Origin of the sequence: Novosphingobium sp. GV079, from assembly GCF_003058045.1 — a bacterium.
Classification (GTDB): domain Bacteria; phylum Pseudomonadota; class Alphaproteobacteria; order Sphingomonadales; family Sphingomonadaceae; genus Novosphingobium; species Novosphingobium capsulatum.
Map to the genome: position 1 here is coordinate 1 of NZ_QBUE01000002.1, position 17,445 is coordinate 17,445.

The window sequence follows — 17,445 nt, forward strand, 5'->3', positions numbered from 1 at the left end:
GCCCCGATCGGGGCCCCTGTGCTTTGAATCTGCCGCAACGTCAGTGGCCTACTTTTACTCCGCCACAGTGGCCGGTTTTTGCTCCGCCGTTGACACGTTGACTGCGCAATCGGCATTGGGGCTGGGCGGAATACCGTTGGCCGACAGCGGCGTGGTTCGCCCACCGCCGCACAGGCGTTCCACATTGTCGCTGGGACCACCGTCCTGAACGCTGGAATACCCCCCCTTCAGTTCGAATTTGAGATTGGGAGCAGGCTCCCAAATCGCAGTTCCGCGTACGCCGAAAGTTTCCGCACCACCTCGACGATCAGACGTGCGGGTCCGAACCTGACCAGGGATATAAGCGGTATAGGTATCAGCCGCAGTATTGGTGAAAGCGCCGTCACTGTCGGAATAGCGTGCAGCAACTCGAACTTTCAACGAGTCGCTGAGCGGACCGGAAACATACCCCTCGACATATTTCTGCCGGGCTTCAAACTCGTATCCGCCCTTGATTCCAGCTTCCAACCGGTCGCTGGGGCCATTGGTTCTAATGCTGATCAGGCCGCCAGTGGTGTTCTTGCCGAAATACAGTGCCTGCGGCCCTTTCAGCACTTCCACCTGCTGCACGTCGAATTGGGGCAGGCTGATTTCACGTCCCCTGCTCATCGCCAATCCGTCAATCACGAAGGAGACCGACTGATCAAAGGCCGCGCTCAACGCGGTCGATCCCACGCCGCGCAGGAATATGCTGGCCGACGATCCTGAGGCCGCCTTCCCTGCGAGAAGCGAGGGAACCTGCGAGGCAAGGTCCGAAACGGTGGTCACCTCATATCGGGCAAGTCTGGCGCCGCCAACCGCGGTAATTGCGACAGGTGTATCGAGCAATCGCTCGTCGCGACGTCGCGCGGTCACCACTATGTCTCCAGCATTGGGTTGCTGTACCGCAGGAGGGGAACTGGCGTCATCGGAGATAACACCTGGGCCAGTGATGGCCATTCTTGGAGCGGTTTGAGCAGTGGCGGACATCGCGATCATTCCGTTCACGGCCAACACAAGGGGCGCTGCCCCCCAGCGCAGAGCAGGGCTGCCTTTCATATACTCTCCCATCTTTGCCGGCTGTTCCCGGCATTATCTAATGGTCGTAGATTTATAGACCAAGCACCATATGTCAAATGATTCGACCATACCGGCGATTATCGAACAATCTCCCACCCCCTTGGGATGTACCTGCTTGAAACAGGGCGTTTCCGGTGCAAGAAGGAGCCAAAACAAGCTGAGGTACCGATTTGGCGCGACCATCCACTCCGCTCATCTCCCGCAACAGCGCAGCCAAAGCTGCGCTGGCTGTGATTGACGAGGTCGGGCTCAGTGAATTCAGTCTGGCGCGTGTCGCCAACAGGTTGGGCGTTCGCCCACCCTCGCTGTATCACCATTTCCGCGACAAGGACGAAGTGCTGGAAGAGGTCGCTCGACTATTGCTGCTGAAGCTGCCCGGCATGCACGCGAATCGCCTGCCCTATGAAGAGAGAATGGTAATGCTCTGCGTCTCCGCACGCAGGTCACTTCTCAGGCATCCCAAGGCAGCGCTATTGATGCTGCACTTCTTTCCGCGCACATTGCTACTGGAAGCCTATGACGAAGTAGCCGCCGACAATCCCTATCCACCAGAATTCCATATGGCAGTGCTGGAAGCCACCGAAAAACTGACCTTTGGGTCCGCCCTGTTCGCAGCAGCGGCGAAGGCGCGCAACATTCCCTCCATGCCGGCTGTCAATTCCGAGCAATACCCAATGCTTGCCCGCGCTATCGCGGACAACCCTTTCAATGAGGAAGAGCTGTTTGCGGAAACAGTGCGGTTGATTTTCGCAGGGGTCGCTGCGCGATACGAGCAGGGATTGCTCGGCCAGCCTGTTGCCGAAAGCAACAGGCTAGGCCTGCGCAGAAAACGTCGTGCCCGGCAGACAACCCGCCAGGCACGAGAAACGGAATAACGCTATGGTAACGTCGCCATTCCACACGGCACCATGGAACGATCAAGCTCTGATGGCCGTAATCATGGCCAGCTTCAAACGGCGCCGTGCTTCGTGAGGCAGTCCGTCACAGCGTCCTGGAACATCCTCACCTGGACTTCCATGCCGCCGAGCTGCACCTCCTTCATAGTCCCGGAACTGAGTCCTTCCTGACACATGGCCGCTGCCCAGTAATCCTCGTTTCCAAACACCTGACTCATCAGTTCCATCGATTTCCTGAGGCCGTTAAGGGCTTTCTCGCTGGTCGGCTCCTCCGGGACAAGCATGTAATAATCAACGGCACACTCATCGACCGCGATCGGCCGAACCACACCCAAGCTAACGTAGCGTGGGGAAACGACAATGATCCCGTTGGGAAAGCCGATATAGGAGAACACCATGATCCAGCGCAGTTCGTCATGCTTGCGGGTAATCAGCTTACGCTCAAAATTGCTGCGATGCGCGGCGTTGCGAATGTGCGGGCCGATGCGATCGATCTGGTTTTCAGAATCGACAGAGAACTGCGCGAGCGAGTTCTTGTGCAGACGCGTTACGTGATAGCTGTCGAGCATGGAATCCATGACCAGCTTCCAGTTGGCCTTTACAGGAAAGGTCGCGTGGTCATAGCAATAGCTGTCGCCCAGCTCCAGCGCATCGAGATCCTCCGCCAGTTCGCCAGTGACCGTGGAGAAGTCCGGCGGGTTGTCGGGATCAAGGCCCACCCACACCAGCCCGCCAGCCACGCGGGACGGAAGCTCCAGCAATCCCAGTTGCGATTTTTCAAGGCCCGGGAAGATTTCCGCGCGCGGCAAACCAATCAGCTTGCCGTCCAGATCGAAGGTCCACGCATGATAGGGGCACACGATGCGCGGGCCATGTTCGGTGCGATCCGAAGTGCACAGTTTCATGCCGCGATGCTTGCAGACATTGGCGAAGACCTTGACTTCGCCATCTTTGTTGCGCGTCAATAGCAGCGGCATGCCGGCGATGGTAACCTGATAATGGCTCCGGGGCTTGTCGAGCACGGCAGCCGGCGCGGCGATTACCGGCACTCCCTTGAACACATATTTGAGTTCCGCCTCGTAACGGGCCGGATCAATATAATTGCGGGCCGGAATGCTGTCCCGCACCTCCGGATAATGGCAATCGGCCAGTTCTGGCATGGCTTCCAGCAGCCTGGCCTGGCCTTCGGTCACTTCACCCTTGCGGGCTTTTACCTGTGTTGCGGTATCCATGTCATTCTCCCCAGAATTGCCGGGCGCCGAGCTCTCCAAGGGGCATTGCGCGATACACCCGGATCTATTGGACGATCATCCTTCAAAGGCCTGGCTGGCAACGCGATCCCTGTGAAACTTGCCATCACCGAATAGCTGCTGGTTGAGCTTCGCCCGCTTGAGAAACAAATGGCAGGGATGTTCCCAGGTGAACCCGATGCCACCATGCAACTGGACCGCGTCACCAGCAAAAGTGGCATAGATATCGCAGGCATAAGCCTTGGCACCGGAAGCAGCGGCAGAAGCATTGTCCGCCCCGCCGGCAATCACCGCGGCCGTATGCCGGACCAGCGTCTTGGCCGCCTCGATCCGTACTTTCCAATCCGCCATCCGTGCCTTCAGCGCCTGGAACGAGCCGATCGGCCGCCCGAACTGCTCACGGATCTTCAGATATTCATTAGTGTTGTCCAGCAACACATCCGCCCCGCCGATGGCATCGCATGCCAGGCCCAGCGCCGCGTGATCGAGCAGCGCCGCCCAGGCTGATGCATCCAGATCCAGTAACTCAACGCTGGAGGTGGGCACATCTGCCAACGTGACCTCGCCCATGCTGCGTGTGAGGTCGACAAGCGGACGCTGCTTTGCCGTAAGCCCGGCGGCATCGCTGGCGATCACCGCCAGCCGAGGCACACCATTATGTCCGACAACCGGGAGCAGCAGCAGGTCGGCGACGTCAGCGAAGAGCACATGCTCGAGCTTGCCGGACCAGCTACCGTCGGTGGCCTGAACCGGCAGCGGCATATCATCAGGCAAGGCAACCCCGACCAAGCATTCTCCACCCGCAATGGCAGGCAGCAGCCGCGCCTTCAACGCCTCACCGCCATGCTGAGCGATGATCGTAGCAGCGATCATCGTCGACAGGATCGGCACCGAGGCCAGTTGGCGCCCTAGTTCCTCATAAAGCACGCTGAGATGTTCAAGGCCAAGCCCAAGGCCACCAAACTCCTCGGCCACGGGCAATGCCAGCCAGCCCAATCCAGCCATTTCCAGCCATAATGCCCGGTCAAGGGCACGGCCGTTGTCCTCCGGGATGTCGATCACCCCCTTGTTGCGATCAGCCAGCACCTCACGGATTGCCTGGCGCAGCTCATCGATGTCGAGTCCGTCGCTCATCGTTCAATCAACCTGTTCCAATTTTGCCGTCACCACACTGCTGCTCCAGCGCCTGTCCGCGATATCGAGCGCTGCCGCCGTCAACCCACCGGCCTCCGCCTGCAAGGCCCGAATCCGATAGGTCCAGAAATGCAACGAGTATTCAGTGGTAACGCCCATGCCGCCGTTGAACTGATGAAGATCGAACAGCAGATCATTGATACCCGAGATTGCACGGGTTGCGGCGATATCGGCATCGATGGCAAGCCCACTCCAGGCGGCACGCATTGTCAGGAAATAGCCTGAGCGGGCATAGCCATAACGCTGGACCAGCCTATGCCGTACCGCCTGAAAAGACCCAACGGGACGCCCCAACACATGGCGCTGCTTCACGTAATCTATGGTGAAGGCAATGGCCGCGTCTGCCGCGCCAAAGATCTCCGCTGCCAACCCCACGCGCCACCACTGCCGCATAAGCTGTCCCTTGCCCGGCAAACGACGCCCGGCAGCAAGATCAGGGATCTCGGCGAAACGGCCATAGGGATAGGCAAAGATCGAAGGAACCGAAACAACTGCGGCGCTCGCCAAATCGAGCACGATGACATCATCCCCGCAATCGACCAGCAATTGCCTGGCGATGGTCAGGTTGCGAATACCTTTGGCAAGATCCCGCTCGGCAACCAGCGCCACAGGGCCAGCCGGGGCTTGCGTCAAGCCCAGCATGGGCCAGACGAGGCCATTGCCAAAAGTTTCAATCGAGATCAGACTCTTGGCCGTCTCGAAAGTAACCAGGGCCGCTTCCAGAGGCCCCATGGTGCTCGCAGCATCAAAAAAGCCGTTGTCTGCCAGGATCTGCTGCAGCACCGGATTGTGATAGGCATAGCCCAACCGCTCATCTTGCGGCAGTTCCGCAAAGTCCTGAAGGATGGATTGCAGCGCATCCACGAGCGCCCGCTGGTCGTCAGAAAGTTGAAAATCCATGGATCAGCCCCTCGGAAGCCCAAGGCCGCCGGTGGCGACCAGATCAAGCTGAATTTCATTGGTTCCACCGGTGATCCCGGCCGGAATGTTGATCCGGTAATAGTCCTCCAGCAGCATATCCCCGCCAGCCAGGCAGTCAGGCGCATAGTCCGCGATGAAATTCATCATCTCGGTAACGGCGTCCAATGCCACCACGCGGGAAAGATTGGCGTCGGTATTGGGCGGCATCCTTCGCACCCGCTGATCGACCACCAGATAGGTCATCATCCGCGCGCTTTCGAATTTGGCGACGATCATGCCCGCGCGGGAGCGCGCGACAGGATCATTGTCCCAGCGATTTTCTCGCTTCAACTGGGCAACGACAAGGTCGAGCGCATCCAGCCCGGTATGATAACGCGGCACGCCGACACGCTCATAGGCCAGCGCATGGGTGACGATTTCCCAGGCCTGCCCCTCTTCTCCCAGCCGGTTCCCGACCGGAACCTTCACATCGGTGAAGAACACCTCGTTCAGATGACCGTCCTTGATCAATCCGGGAAAGCTGGTGACCGAAATGCCGGGCGTATCCATAGGCACAAGCAGTATGGTCAAAGCCTTGCGCTCGGACCCTGTTCGCGTCAGCAGAAAGCACCAGTCAGCCCCGCGGGCGTAGCTGGTCCAGATCTTGGAACCATTGACGACATAGTGGTCGCCTTCCCGGACAGCGCGGGTCTTGAGAGCTGCAAGATCGGTTCCCGCATTGGGTTCGGAAAAGCCCTGACACCAGATCACCTTGCCGCTGGCAATGCCTGCCACATGCTCCTTCTTCTGGTTCTCGCTGCCGTAGCGCATCAGCGTCGGCCCAATCCAGTTGACGTTCATATATTGGGAGCCGCGCGGCTCACCGGCTCCCTTCATTTCCTCGCCAAGAATGAAGTGATACCAATCCGGAGCCTCGCTGCCGCCATACTCCTTGGGCCAATGCGGCATGAGCAACCCACGCTCAGCCAGATCGGCGCAGAATTTGCGTGAAAACTCCACCTGCAAGTCCGAAGCATAGCTTTCGGGCACGTATTTTTCGTCCCAATCGGCGGGCAGCAACTCGTCGAGCGCCTTGCGGACACGCTCGCGGTATTCAATCTGATCTTTCGTCCAAGCGAATTCCATCGGTGTTCCCGTCGTCGCTAGAGTTACGCCGTCAGAGGCTCGCGCGGCAGCTTCAGGCCGCGCTCGGCAATGATGTTGCGCTGGATTTCGGAACTGCCGCCGGAAATGGTCCAGGCCCAGGAATAGAGGAAATCCTGCATCCAATATCCGGTTTCATTGGCCCCGCCCATCAGCACGGCCTGCAGATACTGCGCGTCGATACCGCCGATTTCGACGCCAAGCTGAGTGAACTCGCGCAGAAGCTCGCTGTAATAGAGCTTGATGATCGAAGGCTCGACTCCTACGGCACCGCCGCGCAGCACGGCCGAAAGCTGATCGTTGACCAGCAAGCGCAGCGCGTCGATCCGAATGTGGACATTGACGAGTTGCCGACGGATCTCGTCATCCTCATAAGGAACCTTGCCACTGGCACGGGACCTCTGCGCATCGGCTAGCAGCAGCTTGAACCCTTCGCGCATACGCTCCGCCAGTTCCAGCACCGACAGGCCTCGCTCCGAAGACAGCGTGGCCTGCGCCACCTGCCAACCGCCGTTTTCCGGCCCCACCAGATTTTTCGCCGGAATGACGACATCATCCAGAAAGATTTCGTTGAAATGCGAGGCTCCGGTCATCTGCTTGATCGGGCGTAGCGTGATGCCCGGTGTTTGCAGATCGAGAATGAAATAGGAAATGCCCTTGGTCTTGGGCGCATCGGGATCGGTGCGGGCCAGCAGCAGGCAATAGCGCGCGAGATGGGCGTTGGACGACCAGGTCTTCTGCCCGTTCACGACATAATGGTCGCCGCGACGTTCGGCCCGGCAGCGCAGGGATGCCAGGTCAGACCCGGCGCCAGGCTCGGAGAAACCCTGGCACCATATCTCATCTCCGCTGAGGACGGCCGGAAAGTGGCGCTTGCGTTGCTCATCGGTGCCCCAGTGCAGCAATGTACCCAGCACGTGATGCAAGGCCACGAAATAAAGGATCAGGCGCGGCGCACCAACGCGTGCGATCTCTTCATAAAGCACGATCTGTTCGGCAAAGGACAAGCCGCCGCCGCCCCATTCCTTGGGCCAATGCGGTGCCGCATAACCGGGTTCCATCAATTTACGGAACCACCACTTCTGAAAGGCTACGCCCGCCTCCTCATCGGCGCCGAGCATCCGTTCGCGCCAGTCGTCCGGCAGATTATGGACGAGCCATTCCCGGACCTCCCTGCGGAAGGGTTCCAACCTCTGCATCTCCTGCAGCATTTCACTCATAGCCACCTCGCGTGCCCCCTGCATGGGCACAAAGTTCGCTGCCAGGAAAACCCACCGGACCGAAGTCGATCGAATCTGCTGACAGCCTCTCCCATGTGCGATAAACGCCCATATGTTCCATATGAAACCGATGTGGGTTTTACGCGAAACTGTCAACTGGCGAATTGCAGAAATTGAATGCGATTGAGCGATATTCGCGCAATTGCGCTTTATTGGAACATCGGCTAACCTGGGCTAAACCAAAGGCAAGCGAGAGAGATGCGGCATGAAACCCCTGGAAAGGCTGATCGCGATCGAGGAGATTCGCGGCGTGAAGGCACGCTATTTCCGCTGCGTCGATACCAGGGACTGGGATGGCCTGGCCCAGATTTTTACCGAGGATATCACGCTGGATCGTACCTACGGCAGCTCCGTACACGACCCCTGGACAGGCGAATGGACGCCCCCGTTACCTCCCGAACCCTTGCTGGTGCAGGGACGCGAAGCCGTGGTGGCCATGGTGCGCCGTGCGGTCGAAATGCTTCGCACCGTCCACCAGGGCTATATGCCCGAATTCAATTTCGAGGATGACAACAACGCCCGGGTGATCTGGGCGATGACCGATGAATTGCGCGACCGCGAGGGGCGTCTGATCGTCTCCGGGCGCGGACATTATTTCGACCTCTATCGCCGGACCGCGGAAGGTTGGCGACTGGCTGAATTTCAACTCACTCGCCTTTCTCTGGTGAAAGGCGACGGCCAAAGGAACTAATGGGAGAAAAGTATGGATATTGGAATCGCAGGACGCCGCGCAATCATATGCGGCGGCAGCAGGGGCATGTCCAAAGCCGCAGCGCGACGCCTGTCGCTTGAAGGGGCCGAAGTCACTATCGTCGCTCGCACGTCCGCATCTCTTGAATCCGCAGCCGCGGAACTTGCCGCCGAGAGCGGACATCCGGTCCATTGGTTCGCGACCGATCTCACGACACCTGAAGGGCGTCAGGCGCTGATCAAGGCACATCCCGATCCCGATATCCTCGTTGCCAACGCCGGCGTGCCGCAGAGTTCGATCCCCTACCAGCAATTGACCCGCGAAGATTGGATGTGGTGGTTCGACGCTCACTTCTTTTCCGCGTTCGAGCTCATCCAGAACTATGCCCCGGGCATGTGCGAACGCGGTTTCGGGCGGATCGTGAATGTATCAGCCAATTTCATCAAGTTCCCACAGGTGGGGGTGGCCCATTCCCACGCCGCGCGACTGGCGTTGGCAGGTGCAATCGCATCACTGGTGCGCGAGGTCGCCCCTTTCAATGTCACCATCAATTCCGTGCTGCCGGGCCTGATCAATACCGAGGCGCTGCAGGCCAGTCTCACCGATCGTGCCAAAGCCCGGGGGGTACCCTATGAAGCGGTAGAGGCCGAAGTCCGTGCCCGATGCGCCGCTGCCCGGCTAGCCGACCCGCAAGAAGCCGGTGACCTTATAGCCATGCTCTGCGCGGCTCAAATGGGCTACCTTACGGGGCAGAACATTATCAACGATGGCGGCGCGTACCAGGGGCTGTTTTAATTCCTAACTTTCGCCGATGCGAAAAAGGCTGAACTTGTTGCCGTCGAGATCGCGGAAATAAGCAGCGTAAAAGGCAGAAGCCCCCTCGCCTGCGCGCACGCCCGGCCGGCCTTCATCGACACCGCCAGATGCCAGAGCGACGGTATGGGCGGTGTCGATGGCTTCCCGGCTGGGAGCGGCGATCGCCAGCATCGTACCGTTACCGGCCGTCGCAGAATTGCGATCCAAAGGCAGGCAGACTCCGACGGCGCCACGATCAAAACCACCGCCCCAATAGGTCATGTGGCCGGCATCATGCAGCCGCGCCATGCCAAGCTCTGCAAACACCAGGTCAAAAAAGGCCCTGGCCCGTTCAAGATCGCGTGTACCGACCAGCGCATACCCCAGCATTACCTTGCCTCTCCTTTCCGCCAAACTTCTCTTAGATGGACCATCCCCCATCGATCACCAATTCCTCTCCAGTGATATAGGTGGCCGCATCCGAAAGCAGAAAAAGCGAGGCGCGGACGATTTCCTCTGCCCTGGCCACACGCCCCAGCGGTATCTGTGCCGCAACCGAAGCCTTGCCGGCAGGTGCCTGTTCATCCTTGATCATCTGGACATCGACTGCACCTGGTAAGACCAGATTGACCCGGATACGGTCTGCTGCCAATTCCGAAGCGGCATTGCGCGTAAGCCCGCGCAAGGCCCATTTGCTGATAGCATAGCCGGCCAAGCCTGGCGTGGCGCGCAAGGCCGCAGTCGAGGCGACATTGACGATAGAGCCCCCTCCCCGCTCGCGCATCGCCGGCAGGACGGCCTGGATGCCATTCAGCGCGCCGACGACATTGATATCGAAATACTGGTGAAGACCGTCAGGTGTGAGTGTTTCCACCCTGTCGCGCCCAGCAATTCCCGCGTTGTTCACGAGCCCGTCGATGCCACCGAAATGCCCGACAGTGGTATTCACGACTCGTGCCCAGTGCTCCGGATTGGCGATATCATGCCGTAGAAACAGCGCATCAGATCCCAATTCACTGGACAGCGCCTCACCCGAAGGATCGCGGTCCGTGAAGACCAGCCTAGCGCCTTCGGAGACGAGCAGGCGCGCGGCGGCACGTCCTTGTCCCCCTGCCCCGCCGGTGAGAATGATGACCTTGCCCGCCAGTTGGCCATGCATCATCCGGCGGTCCTGCCGCCATCGACCGGAAGGGCATGACCGGTGGTGAAGGTTGCATCGCGGTTGAGGAAAAGCACCGCATCGGCGACTTCTTCCTTATAGCCGACACGGCCGAGCGGATGCTTGGCAAGCGCCAAAGCGGCACGATCGGGATGCCGCTCGGCGAACTCTATCCACATTTCCCCCGTGGTCGCCCCAGGACAAACCACATTCACGCGAATGTTGTCTTTCGCCACCTCCAACGCCGTACCGCGCGTCAGCCCGACCACTGCGAATTTGGCACCTGCATAGGCAACCTGAAAGGCGCTCGGGATAAGCCCCGCTGCCGAAGCACAATTGCAGATCGCGCCGCCGCCCCGGGCACGCATGACCGGAATCTGATATTTCATCGAGAGGAAAGTGCCCCGGGCGTTGATGTCCATCAACCCGATGAATTCTTCCAGCGCAAGGCTTTCGATGGGCGTTACGCTTTGGCTCAGCCCAGCGCAGTTGAAGGCATAGTCGATGCCGCCAAAGGTCTTGACGGTCGCCTCCACGGCTTCCCTCACCGCGTCCTCATCCGTCACGCTGCCAGCGATCGTCAGGCAGCGGACGCCCAGCGCCTCAATCTCCGTCTTTACTACCTCATTGGCGCCGGCACGGCGCGAAAGGATGGCGATGTCCGCGCCTTCACGTGCGAAACGCAGCGCGGTGGCAAAGCCGATGCCCGAATTTCCACCGGTGACGAACAGACACTTGCCCGCTAACGTCATGTCAGACATCCCTTGTATTGATCGTTTGGTTTGCCGGGAAATGACCGTCGAGAAAATCAAGGACGGCCGCATTGAAGGCATCGTTGCGATCGCCGGCAACCATATGGCCAGCGCCGGCAATCTCAGCTATTTCGAGATTGGGCAGCGCCTCCCGCAAGAGCGCCGCCCCTTGATCATTGACAACATCGCTGTCCCCGCCCTTGATCAGCAGCACCGGAATGTCTCCTGCCGAGCGCGCGCCTTCCAAGGTTTCAGCAAGTTCTGCGATGGATTCATCAACATCCCGCTTGATGAAGGCCGGGTCCCAATGCCAATGGAAACGCCCATCCGGGCCCTCGCGTAAATTGTTCCTCAGCCCGCTGACATCGGCCGGTCGCGGGCGATGCGGATTATAGGCTGCGATGGCATCGGCCGCCTCGTCAAGGCTTGCATAGCCGTCTGGCCGTGCCAACATGAAATCACGCACTCGGCGGACGCCGCGGGGATCGGGGTTTGGCACGATATCGACCAGCACCACAGCCGCCGGACACATGCCCTCGGCAAGCGCGCGCAAGGCCGTGCCGCCGCCGAGGGAAGCCCCGACCAATGCAAAGGGGACACCGCTCTCAGTAAGCCCCATTTCCCGAAGGATGGCACGCAGGTCAGCGGCATGACGACCTAACGTATAACCACCAGGCCCTGCCCATTCGCTCTCACCATGGCCGCGCGCGTCAAAATTTATCACGCGATAACCGGCTGCGACCAAGTGTTTTCCAGCTTGCGACCAGGAAAACCGCGTCTGACCACCGCCATGCATCAGCACCACGCAAGGAGCCTGCTCGTTGCCGGCGACATCCCCCACCAGCCTGAGGCCAGACTCAACCAGGAAATGCCTCTTTTCCAAGACCGCCGACACTTAGATGCGTTCGATAACGACCGCCGGGGCCAAGCCCCCGGCCGCGCACATGGTAATAAGCCCTGTCGCCTTGTCCTGCCGTTCCAGCTCATCAAGGACGGTTCCCGTCAGAATCGCGCCGGTTGCCCCGATCGGATGGCCCAGCGCCATCGCCCCGCCATTGACGTTGACGGTTTCCGGATCGAGTTGCAGGTCACGGGTGAACTTGGCCGGCACCACGGCGAAAGCCTCGTTGATTTCCCAAAGATCGATATCGTCCACTGCCATCCGGGCCTTTTCCAGCACCTTCCGGGTTGCCGGCACCGGCCCGTTCAGCATCAGCGTCGGATCCGACCCCACCACCGCCATGCCGCGCACGCGCGCCCGGGGCTTCAGCCCATGCGCCCTGGCGTAGTCGGGCGATGCCAACAGCAGTGCCCCAGCCCCATCGACGACGCCGGAACTGGTTGCAGCGGTGTGGACATACTGGATGTCGAGTTCGGGATAGACCTGCCGCACCAACGAGCCGAAGGTGGTTCCGTCGGCATCGATCTGACGATCGAAGGCGCTTTCGAAGGCTGGCTTGAGACCCGCGAGAATCTCGGCGGTCGTCTGGGGACGAGGATATTGCTCATGGTCAAGCAGCACTTTGCCTTCGCCGTCCTTGATCGGGATAAGCGACTTGGCATAGCGCCCTTCCTTCACCGCCCGATCAGTCCGCTGCTGACTCAACAGAGCCAGCGCGTCGAGATCCTGCCGGGTGAAACCATCAAGCGTAGCGATCATGTCGGCGCACAGTCCCTGATGAACCTGGGGAATTCTATGCCGCAATTCCAGATTTCCAGAATCCATCATGAATTCACGCTGTTGCGTGCGGGTATAAGACATCATTTCGCAACCGCCAGCGATGACGACGTCCTGGGCGCCAGAGAGAATGCCCATCGCGCCAAGACTGACCGCCGTCAGCCCCGAACCGCAGAAGCGGTCCAGCGAGAACCCCGGAACATTTTCAGGCAGGCCGGCATCCAGAACCGCCATACGTGCCAGATCCAAACCCTGCTTGCCCTGCTGGGTGTTGACGCCAGCAATCACGTCCTCAACGTCCTTGGGGTCGAGACCGGTACGCTCGACAAGCGCGGTGAGCATTTGCGCGAAGAGATGCTGCGGATGAAGGCTGGCCAGGGCGCCTTCCGGCTTGCCTAGCCCGCGTGGGCTGCGAACCGCATCAATAATCCATACTTCGCTCATGCCTTCAGCCTCCACCCGGGGCCCTTTCGGACCCTCATTTGCGCCGCGAAATCAAATTGAGCGATATTCGCCCAATAGTTCGATATATTGATGCTACATTGCGGCCCCACTGCCTTCTGTCAAGAGCTGCCAGAAGCGTATGACCTAATCGCAAGACCAGTGCGGCAAACGTTTCTCGGCGAAGGCCCGCGGCCCCTCCACATAATCAGGCGATGCACGCATCGCCTGAACCATCGGCAAATCGCCCTGCCCGGCAATCGCTAGCGCCAGCGGCAGATCTTCCCCGTGCATCGCAACCTCCTTAGCAGCCCGAATCGCGGCCGGCCCACAGTCGGCGATCTCCATTGCCAGAGCCTTTGCCGCCTCGAGTTCACCTCCCGGCTCGACCAGTTCAGAGACGAACCCAAGGCGCCATCCCTCCTCTGCCGAAACCTGACGCCCGGTAAGAATCAGCGGCATCGCCCGCTTCATCCCTATCGCACGCGGCAAGCGCAGCAATCCCCCGGCCAAGGCGGCCAGGCCCACCCTCGGCTCCGGCAGGCCGAACCGCGCATGCCGCCCGGCAATGATGACGTCGCAGGCCAGCGCGGTCTCGAAACCACCGCCAAGCGCGAGGCCGTTGACAGCGGCGATGACAGGCTTGACGAGATCAAATCGACTTGTAAGCCCTGCAAAGCCCGATGCAGGCATTCGCGTCGCTGCACCGGCGGACTGCGCCTTGAGGTCGTTGCCGGCGCAAAAAGCACGTACACCTGCGCCGGTGACGATGGCTGCCCTCAGACCGCCATCCCGAGCGAAACGGTCAAAAACCTCCGCACATTCCGCATGAGCTGGCCCATGAAGCGCGTTCATGACCTCCGGCCGATTGAACGTGACGACCAGAATCGGACCGTCACGCTCAGTCGTTATGAATTGTTGTTCGCTCACATCCGGATCGCGCCGTCGAGGCGAACATGCTCACCATTCATATAGCTGTTGCGGCACATTTCCACCGCAAGGCTGGCGAACTCCTCTGGCTGCCCCATGCGCCGCGGGAACGGTACGCTGTCCCCTAATTGTTTGCGCAATTCAGGACGCGCGGTGGCAAACAATGGCGTATCCATAATACCGGGCAGGATGGCATTGCAGCGGATACCATTCTTGCGCAGATCGCGCGCGATGGGCAGTGTCAGCCCGACAATGCCAGCCTTGGACGAAGCATAGGCCGCCTGCCCGGCCTGACCATCGATCGCCGCAACTGATGCGGTGTTGACGATGACGCCGCGCTCACCGTCCTCGTTCAGCGGATCGAGCGTCAGCATTCCCGCAGCAGATTTGGCGACACAACGGAAAGTGCCGACCAGATTGAGCATGACCACTTTTTCGAACTGATCGATCGGGAAATGGCTGATCTCACCGGTTTCGCGCAAGACTTGCGCGGTCTTGAACGTATTTCCGCGGCCGGCGCAGTTCACCAGAATGCGTTCTTGTCCAAGAGTGGTCCGGGCCTTGGCAAAGCCTGCATCGACTGAAGTGTCGCTGGTGATATCAACCTCGCAAAACACGCCGCCAATCTCGGCTGCGAGCGCTTCGCCCTTTTCTCGATTGAGGTCGAATATCGCGACCTTGACGCCCGCCCCCGCAAGCGCACGTGCAGTGGCTTCGCCAAGCCCGCTGGCCCCGCCCGTGACAACCGCTGTAACTCCCGAAATTTCCATCACATCTTTCCTTCATTTACAAAAATTCGACAACTGGATTGGAGTTGGTCAAACGCGAGCTTCAACTGGCCAGCGCAGTCTGGAGGTCCTCCACGTTCGGTGGACGCCGCAGGAACATGCCGCCATCGGTATGGACAGTCTCGCCAGTAATCCAAGCAGGGGAAGTGCAAAGCCAAGCCACCGCTTCCGCTACTTCGGCAGGGCCCGCGACTCGCCCTAACGGAACTTCGCCGGCAACGATCGGCCCGGCTTTGGGGTGATCGACCAGATATTGCGCGGCGGGCGTCGAAATCGGACCGGGGCAAACCGCATTAACGCGGATACCGCGAGCGCCATATTCGACTGCCGCATATTTAACGAGCATCTGCATCGCCGATTTGGCTGCGCCGTAAGCGACATAGCCCGGCCAGACATTATTGCCAGCAATCGAACTGATAAGCACGATTGAACCGTGATCCTTCAATTTGCGGGCGGCATGACGGATAAAAAGCAGCGGAGCCTCGAAATTAAGTTTCAGGCAATGGGCGAGCCTTTCTGGCGGGATATCGTCGATATGCCCTTTAACCCCAGCACCTGCGACCAGCACCGCACAATCAAGCGGGCCTTCGGCCGCAGCCTCGGTCATGAAGCGCTCCACCTGGGCCTCGATCACAGCGTCGGCAGGAAAGGCCTTGCCACCCACTTGGCCCGCCAGCCTCTCGATACCTTCGCGCCGACGCGCGCCAATCGTGACGAAATCACCCTGTCTAACCAGTGCCTTGACGATTTCCCAGCCGGTGCCGTTTTCCTCAGACGCTCCCAGCACTGCCGCCCGTCTTCGCCCCGCCATGTCCTTGGCCCTCATCGACTGCCTCTCCATCACTTGCGTCGCCGTGGCGCGATCTGCTAACGTTCGATATTCGCTCAGTTAGGCGAATATCGTTCATAATCGCTCAGGAAAAGACAATGAGCAAGATTTTCATCACCTGCGCCGTCACCGGCAACCACACGACACGTGCCCAGCACCCCGGCTTGCCCGTTACCCCCAGTGAAATCGCCGAGGCAGCGCTTGCCTCGGGCGAAGCCGGGGCCGCGGCGGTCCATATCCATGTGCGCGACCCGGAGACCGGAGCGCCATCAATGGAAATCGCACTCTATGAACGGGTGGTGGAGGAAATCCGCCGCAACGATCCAGAACTCATCATCAACCTGACTACCGGGCCCGGCGGACGTTTTCAGCCTAGCGAGCATGATCCGGTGGTGCCCGGACCGCGCACCAATCTGCTGGTGCCGGAGCGGCGGGTGGAGCATGTCGCACGGCTCAGGCCCGATATCGCCACGCTCGACCTCAACACCATGGTTTTCGGGCGCGAGGTGGTGATCAATACTCCCGAAAACCTTCGACGCATGGCCAACGTGATGCGCGAAGCCGGCGCAAGGCCAGAGATCGAGCTGTTCGATACCGGCGATATCATGCTCCTGCATGATCTGATCGCCGATGGAACGCTGAACGAAAAACCGCTGTGCTCGCTGGTGATGGGTGTGAAATACGGCTTTGCGCCTACCATAGAAATGATGCTGCTGGCCCGCTCACTGCTGCCCCAGGGTTCGCTCTGGACCGGCTTCGGAACTGGGCGGCACACCTTCACGCTGCTCGCCCAGGCGGTGCTGGCCGGTGGCAATATCCGCGTCGGGCTGGAAGACGCAGTCTATCTTTCGAAAGGCCTGCTCACGCCCTCCAACGCCGCATTGGTGGAAAAGGGCAGACGAATCGCTGAGGACCTGGGGGCGGAAATCGCCACCGCCCGTGAAGCGCGCGCAATTCTGGGGCTGCGCCGCGATAATCTTGCTCAGTTACCCGAGATTTCTTTGCCGAAGTGACGGAATACACCGCTGCCGCGTGCCGCGAGCGCGTCATCGGCGTAAACCCAGGCTGCTATGAAACCAGTCGACTTACCGACTCTTCCGAGTCGCACCCTGGCCTCGACCCAGGCATCAAGCGGCGCAGGTTTCATGAAATCGATCGACAGCGAGATCGTTGGCAGCGGTGGTTCAACCTGGCCTACTACCCGAAGACCACGTGCCAGAGCGATATCAAGAAAAGTCGCCATCATCCCACCGTGGCACTGTGGGCGCCTGTTGCAATGATGAGGCGCGACCCGGAAACCGAAACGAACATCTTCATCCGATTCGAGCCGATCCTGCGTCATATAGATCATGCCGGCGTGATCGGCGAACTCTCCACATTCACCGATCCATGCCCACTGGCGATCGTCTGGAACCTCGTTCATCACTCTATCCTCATCCTCCGTAAAACTTCGCTATCGTAACAATATAGCCCATATGAGCAATAATAGACCATCCATCGATAACCTTCCCACAGTCAAGCGAAAGCCAGCAGCCCGTCGTGCGCTGTCGCCTCGCAAGGCATGACCCGCAACAGTCCGACCGGAGGCAAGGCAGCGCAA

At 59.8% G+C, this 17,445-nt stretch carries 19 protein-coding genes; 4 read left to right on the forward strand and 15 right to left on the reverse strand.

The annotated features are described in order from the left end of the window. Positions 1–54: 54 nt before the first annotated feature. Positions 55–1,017, reverse strand: coding sequence for a TonB-dependent receptor plug domain-containing protein (locus C8K14_RS01820; RefSeq protein ID WP_107715728.1), 963 nt, complete (start codon positions 1,015–1,017; stop codon positions 55–57). 251 nt (positions 1,018–1,268) lie between these two features. Here C8K14_RS01820 and C8K14_RS01825 point away from each other — a divergent pair, with 251 nt between their 5' ends. Further along, complete coding sequence (locus tag C8K14_RS01825; protein WP_107715500.1) at positions 1,269–1,973, forward strand: TetR/AcrR family transcriptional regulator; 705 nt, start codon at positions 1,269–1,271, stop codon at positions 1,971–1,973. A 74-nt stretch (positions 1,974–2,047) separates the two neighbouring features. Here C8K14_RS01825 and C8K14_RS01830 read toward each other — a convergent pair whose 3' ends face one another. From C8K14_RS01830 to C8K14_RS01850, 5 genes are all read right to left on the reverse strand, one after another. Further along, a complete protein-coding gene (locus C8K14_RS01830; protein WP_107715501.1) occupies positions 2,048–3,226 on the reverse strand; it encodes an aromatic ring-hydroxylating dioxygenase subunit alpha in 1,179 nt (392 codons plus the stop codon). Between the two features lie 75 nt (positions 3,227–3,301). Beyond that, on the reverse strand, positions 3,302–4,378 hold the full coding sequence (locus C8K14_RS01835) for an acyl-CoA dehydrogenase family protein (RefSeq protein ID WP_107715502.1): 1,077 nt from the start codon (positions 4,376–4,378) through the stop codon (positions 3,302–3,304). Positions 4,379–4,381: 3 nt separating this feature from the next. After that, entirely contained in the window at positions 4,382–5,338 is a 957-nt protein-coding gene (locus C8K14_RS01840; RefSeq protein WP_107715503.1) for an acyl-CoA dehydrogenase family protein, read from the reverse strand. Positions 5,339–5,341: 3 nt separating this feature from the next. Continuing rightward, positions 5,342–6,484 (reverse strand): acyl-CoA dehydrogenase family protein, encoded by a 1,143-nt coding sequence (locus C8K14_RS01845; RefSeq protein WP_107715504.1) that lies wholly within the window; start codon positions 6,482–6,484, stop codon positions 5,342–5,344. 23 nt (positions 6,485–6,507) lie between these two features. Next, positions 6,508–7,746 (reverse strand): acyl-CoA dehydrogenase family protein, encoded by a 1,239-nt coding sequence (locus C8K14_RS01850; protein ID WP_233250857.1) that lies wholly within the window; start codon positions 7,744–7,746, stop codon positions 6,508–6,510. A gap of 241 nt (positions 7,747–7,987) precedes the next feature. Between C8K14_RS01850 and C8K14_RS01855 the strand changes: the two genes are divergently transcribed. Both C8K14_RS01855 and C8K14_RS01860 read left to right on the forward strand, forming a co-directional pair. Beyond that, the gene (locus C8K14_RS01855; protein WP_107715505.1) at positions 7,988–8,473 is read left to right on the forward strand and encodes a nuclear transport factor 2 family protein; all 486 of its coding nucleotides are present in this window, start codon (positions 7,988–7,990) and stop codon (positions 8,471–8,473) included. Between the two features lie 12 nt (positions 8,474–8,485). Then, positions 8,486–9,268 carry an SDR family oxidoreductase gene (locus tag C8K14_RS01860; protein ID WP_107715506.1) on the forward strand — a complete coding sequence of 261 codons (783 nt, stop codon included), beginning with the start codon at positions 8,486–8,488 and terminating at the stop codon, positions 9,266–9,268. A gap of 3 nt (positions 9,269–9,271) precedes the next feature. Here the strand turns inward: C8K14_RS01860 and C8K14_RS01865 are convergent, their stop codons facing one another. The 8 genes from C8K14_RS01865 to C8K14_RS01900 all read right to left on the reverse strand — a co-directional run bounded on the left by C8K14_RS01865 (position 9,272) and on the right by C8K14_RS01900 (position 15,842). Further along, positions 9,272–9,658: a VOC family protein gene (locus C8K14_RS01865; protein ID WP_107715507.1), complete on the reverse strand. Its 387-nt coding sequence runs from the start codon at positions 9,656–9,658 to the stop codon at positions 9,272–9,274. 31 nt (positions 9,659–9,689) lie between these two features. Next, entirely contained in the window at positions 9,690–10,427 is a 738-nt protein-coding gene (locus C8K14_RS01870; RefSeq protein ID WP_107715508.1) for an SDR family NAD(P)-dependent oxidoreductase, read from the reverse strand. Further along, positions 10,427–11,179: an SDR family NAD(P)-dependent oxidoreductase gene (locus tag C8K14_RS01875; protein WP_158271850.1), complete on the reverse strand. Its 753-nt coding sequence runs from the start codon at positions 11,177–11,179 to the stop codon at positions 10,427–10,429. The genes C8K14_RS01870 and C8K14_RS01875 overlap by 1 nt, the downstream gene beginning before the upstream one ends. A gap of 1 nt (position 11,180) precedes the next feature. Next, the gene (locus C8K14_RS01880; protein WP_233250858.1) at positions 11,181–12,074 is read right to left on the reverse strand and encodes an alpha/beta fold hydrolase; all 894 of its coding nucleotides are present in this window, start codon (positions 12,072–12,074) and stop codon (positions 11,181–11,183) included. After that, positions 12,075–13,301, reverse strand: coding sequence for an acetyl-CoA C-acetyltransferase (locus tag C8K14_RS01885; RefSeq protein WP_107715731.1), 1,227 nt, complete (start codon positions 13,299–13,301; stop codon positions 12,075–12,077). A gap of 144 nt (positions 13,302–13,445) precedes the next feature. Then, positions 13,446–14,228: an enoyl-CoA hydratase-related protein gene (locus C8K14_RS01890; protein ID WP_233250859.1), complete on the reverse strand. Its 783-nt coding sequence runs from the start codon at positions 14,226–14,228 to the stop codon at positions 13,446–13,448. Next, a complete protein-coding gene (locus C8K14_RS01895; RefSeq protein WP_107715510.1) occupies positions 14,225–14,998 on the reverse strand; it encodes an SDR family NAD(P)-dependent oxidoreductase in 774 nt (257 codons plus the stop codon). The genes C8K14_RS01890 and C8K14_RS01895 overlap by 4 nt, the downstream gene beginning before the upstream one ends. A gap of 61 nt (positions 14,999–15,059) precedes the next feature. Further along, complete coding sequence (locus C8K14_RS01900) at positions 15,060–15,842, reverse strand: SDR family oxidoreductase (protein ID WP_158271851.1); 783 nt, start codon at positions 15,840–15,842, stop codon at positions 15,060–15,062. Positions 15,843–15,943: 101 nt separating this feature from the next. On the opposite strand from C8K14_RS01900, the gene C8K14_RS01905 reads away from it, so the two are divergent. Further along, positions 15,944–16,858, forward strand: coding sequence for a 3-keto-5-aminohexanoate cleavage protein (locus C8K14_RS01905; RefSeq protein WP_107715512.1), 915 nt, complete (start codon positions 15,944–15,946; stop codon positions 16,856–16,858). Here the strand turns inward: C8K14_RS01905 and C8K14_RS01910 are convergent. After that, complete coding sequence (locus C8K14_RS01910; RefSeq protein ID WP_107715513.1) at positions 16,828–17,268, reverse strand: PaaI family thioesterase; 441 nt, start codon at positions 17,266–17,268, stop codon at positions 16,828–16,830. The genes C8K14_RS01905 and C8K14_RS01910 overlap by 31 nt on opposite strands. Between the last annotated feature and the right edge of the window lie 177 nt (positions 17,269–17,445).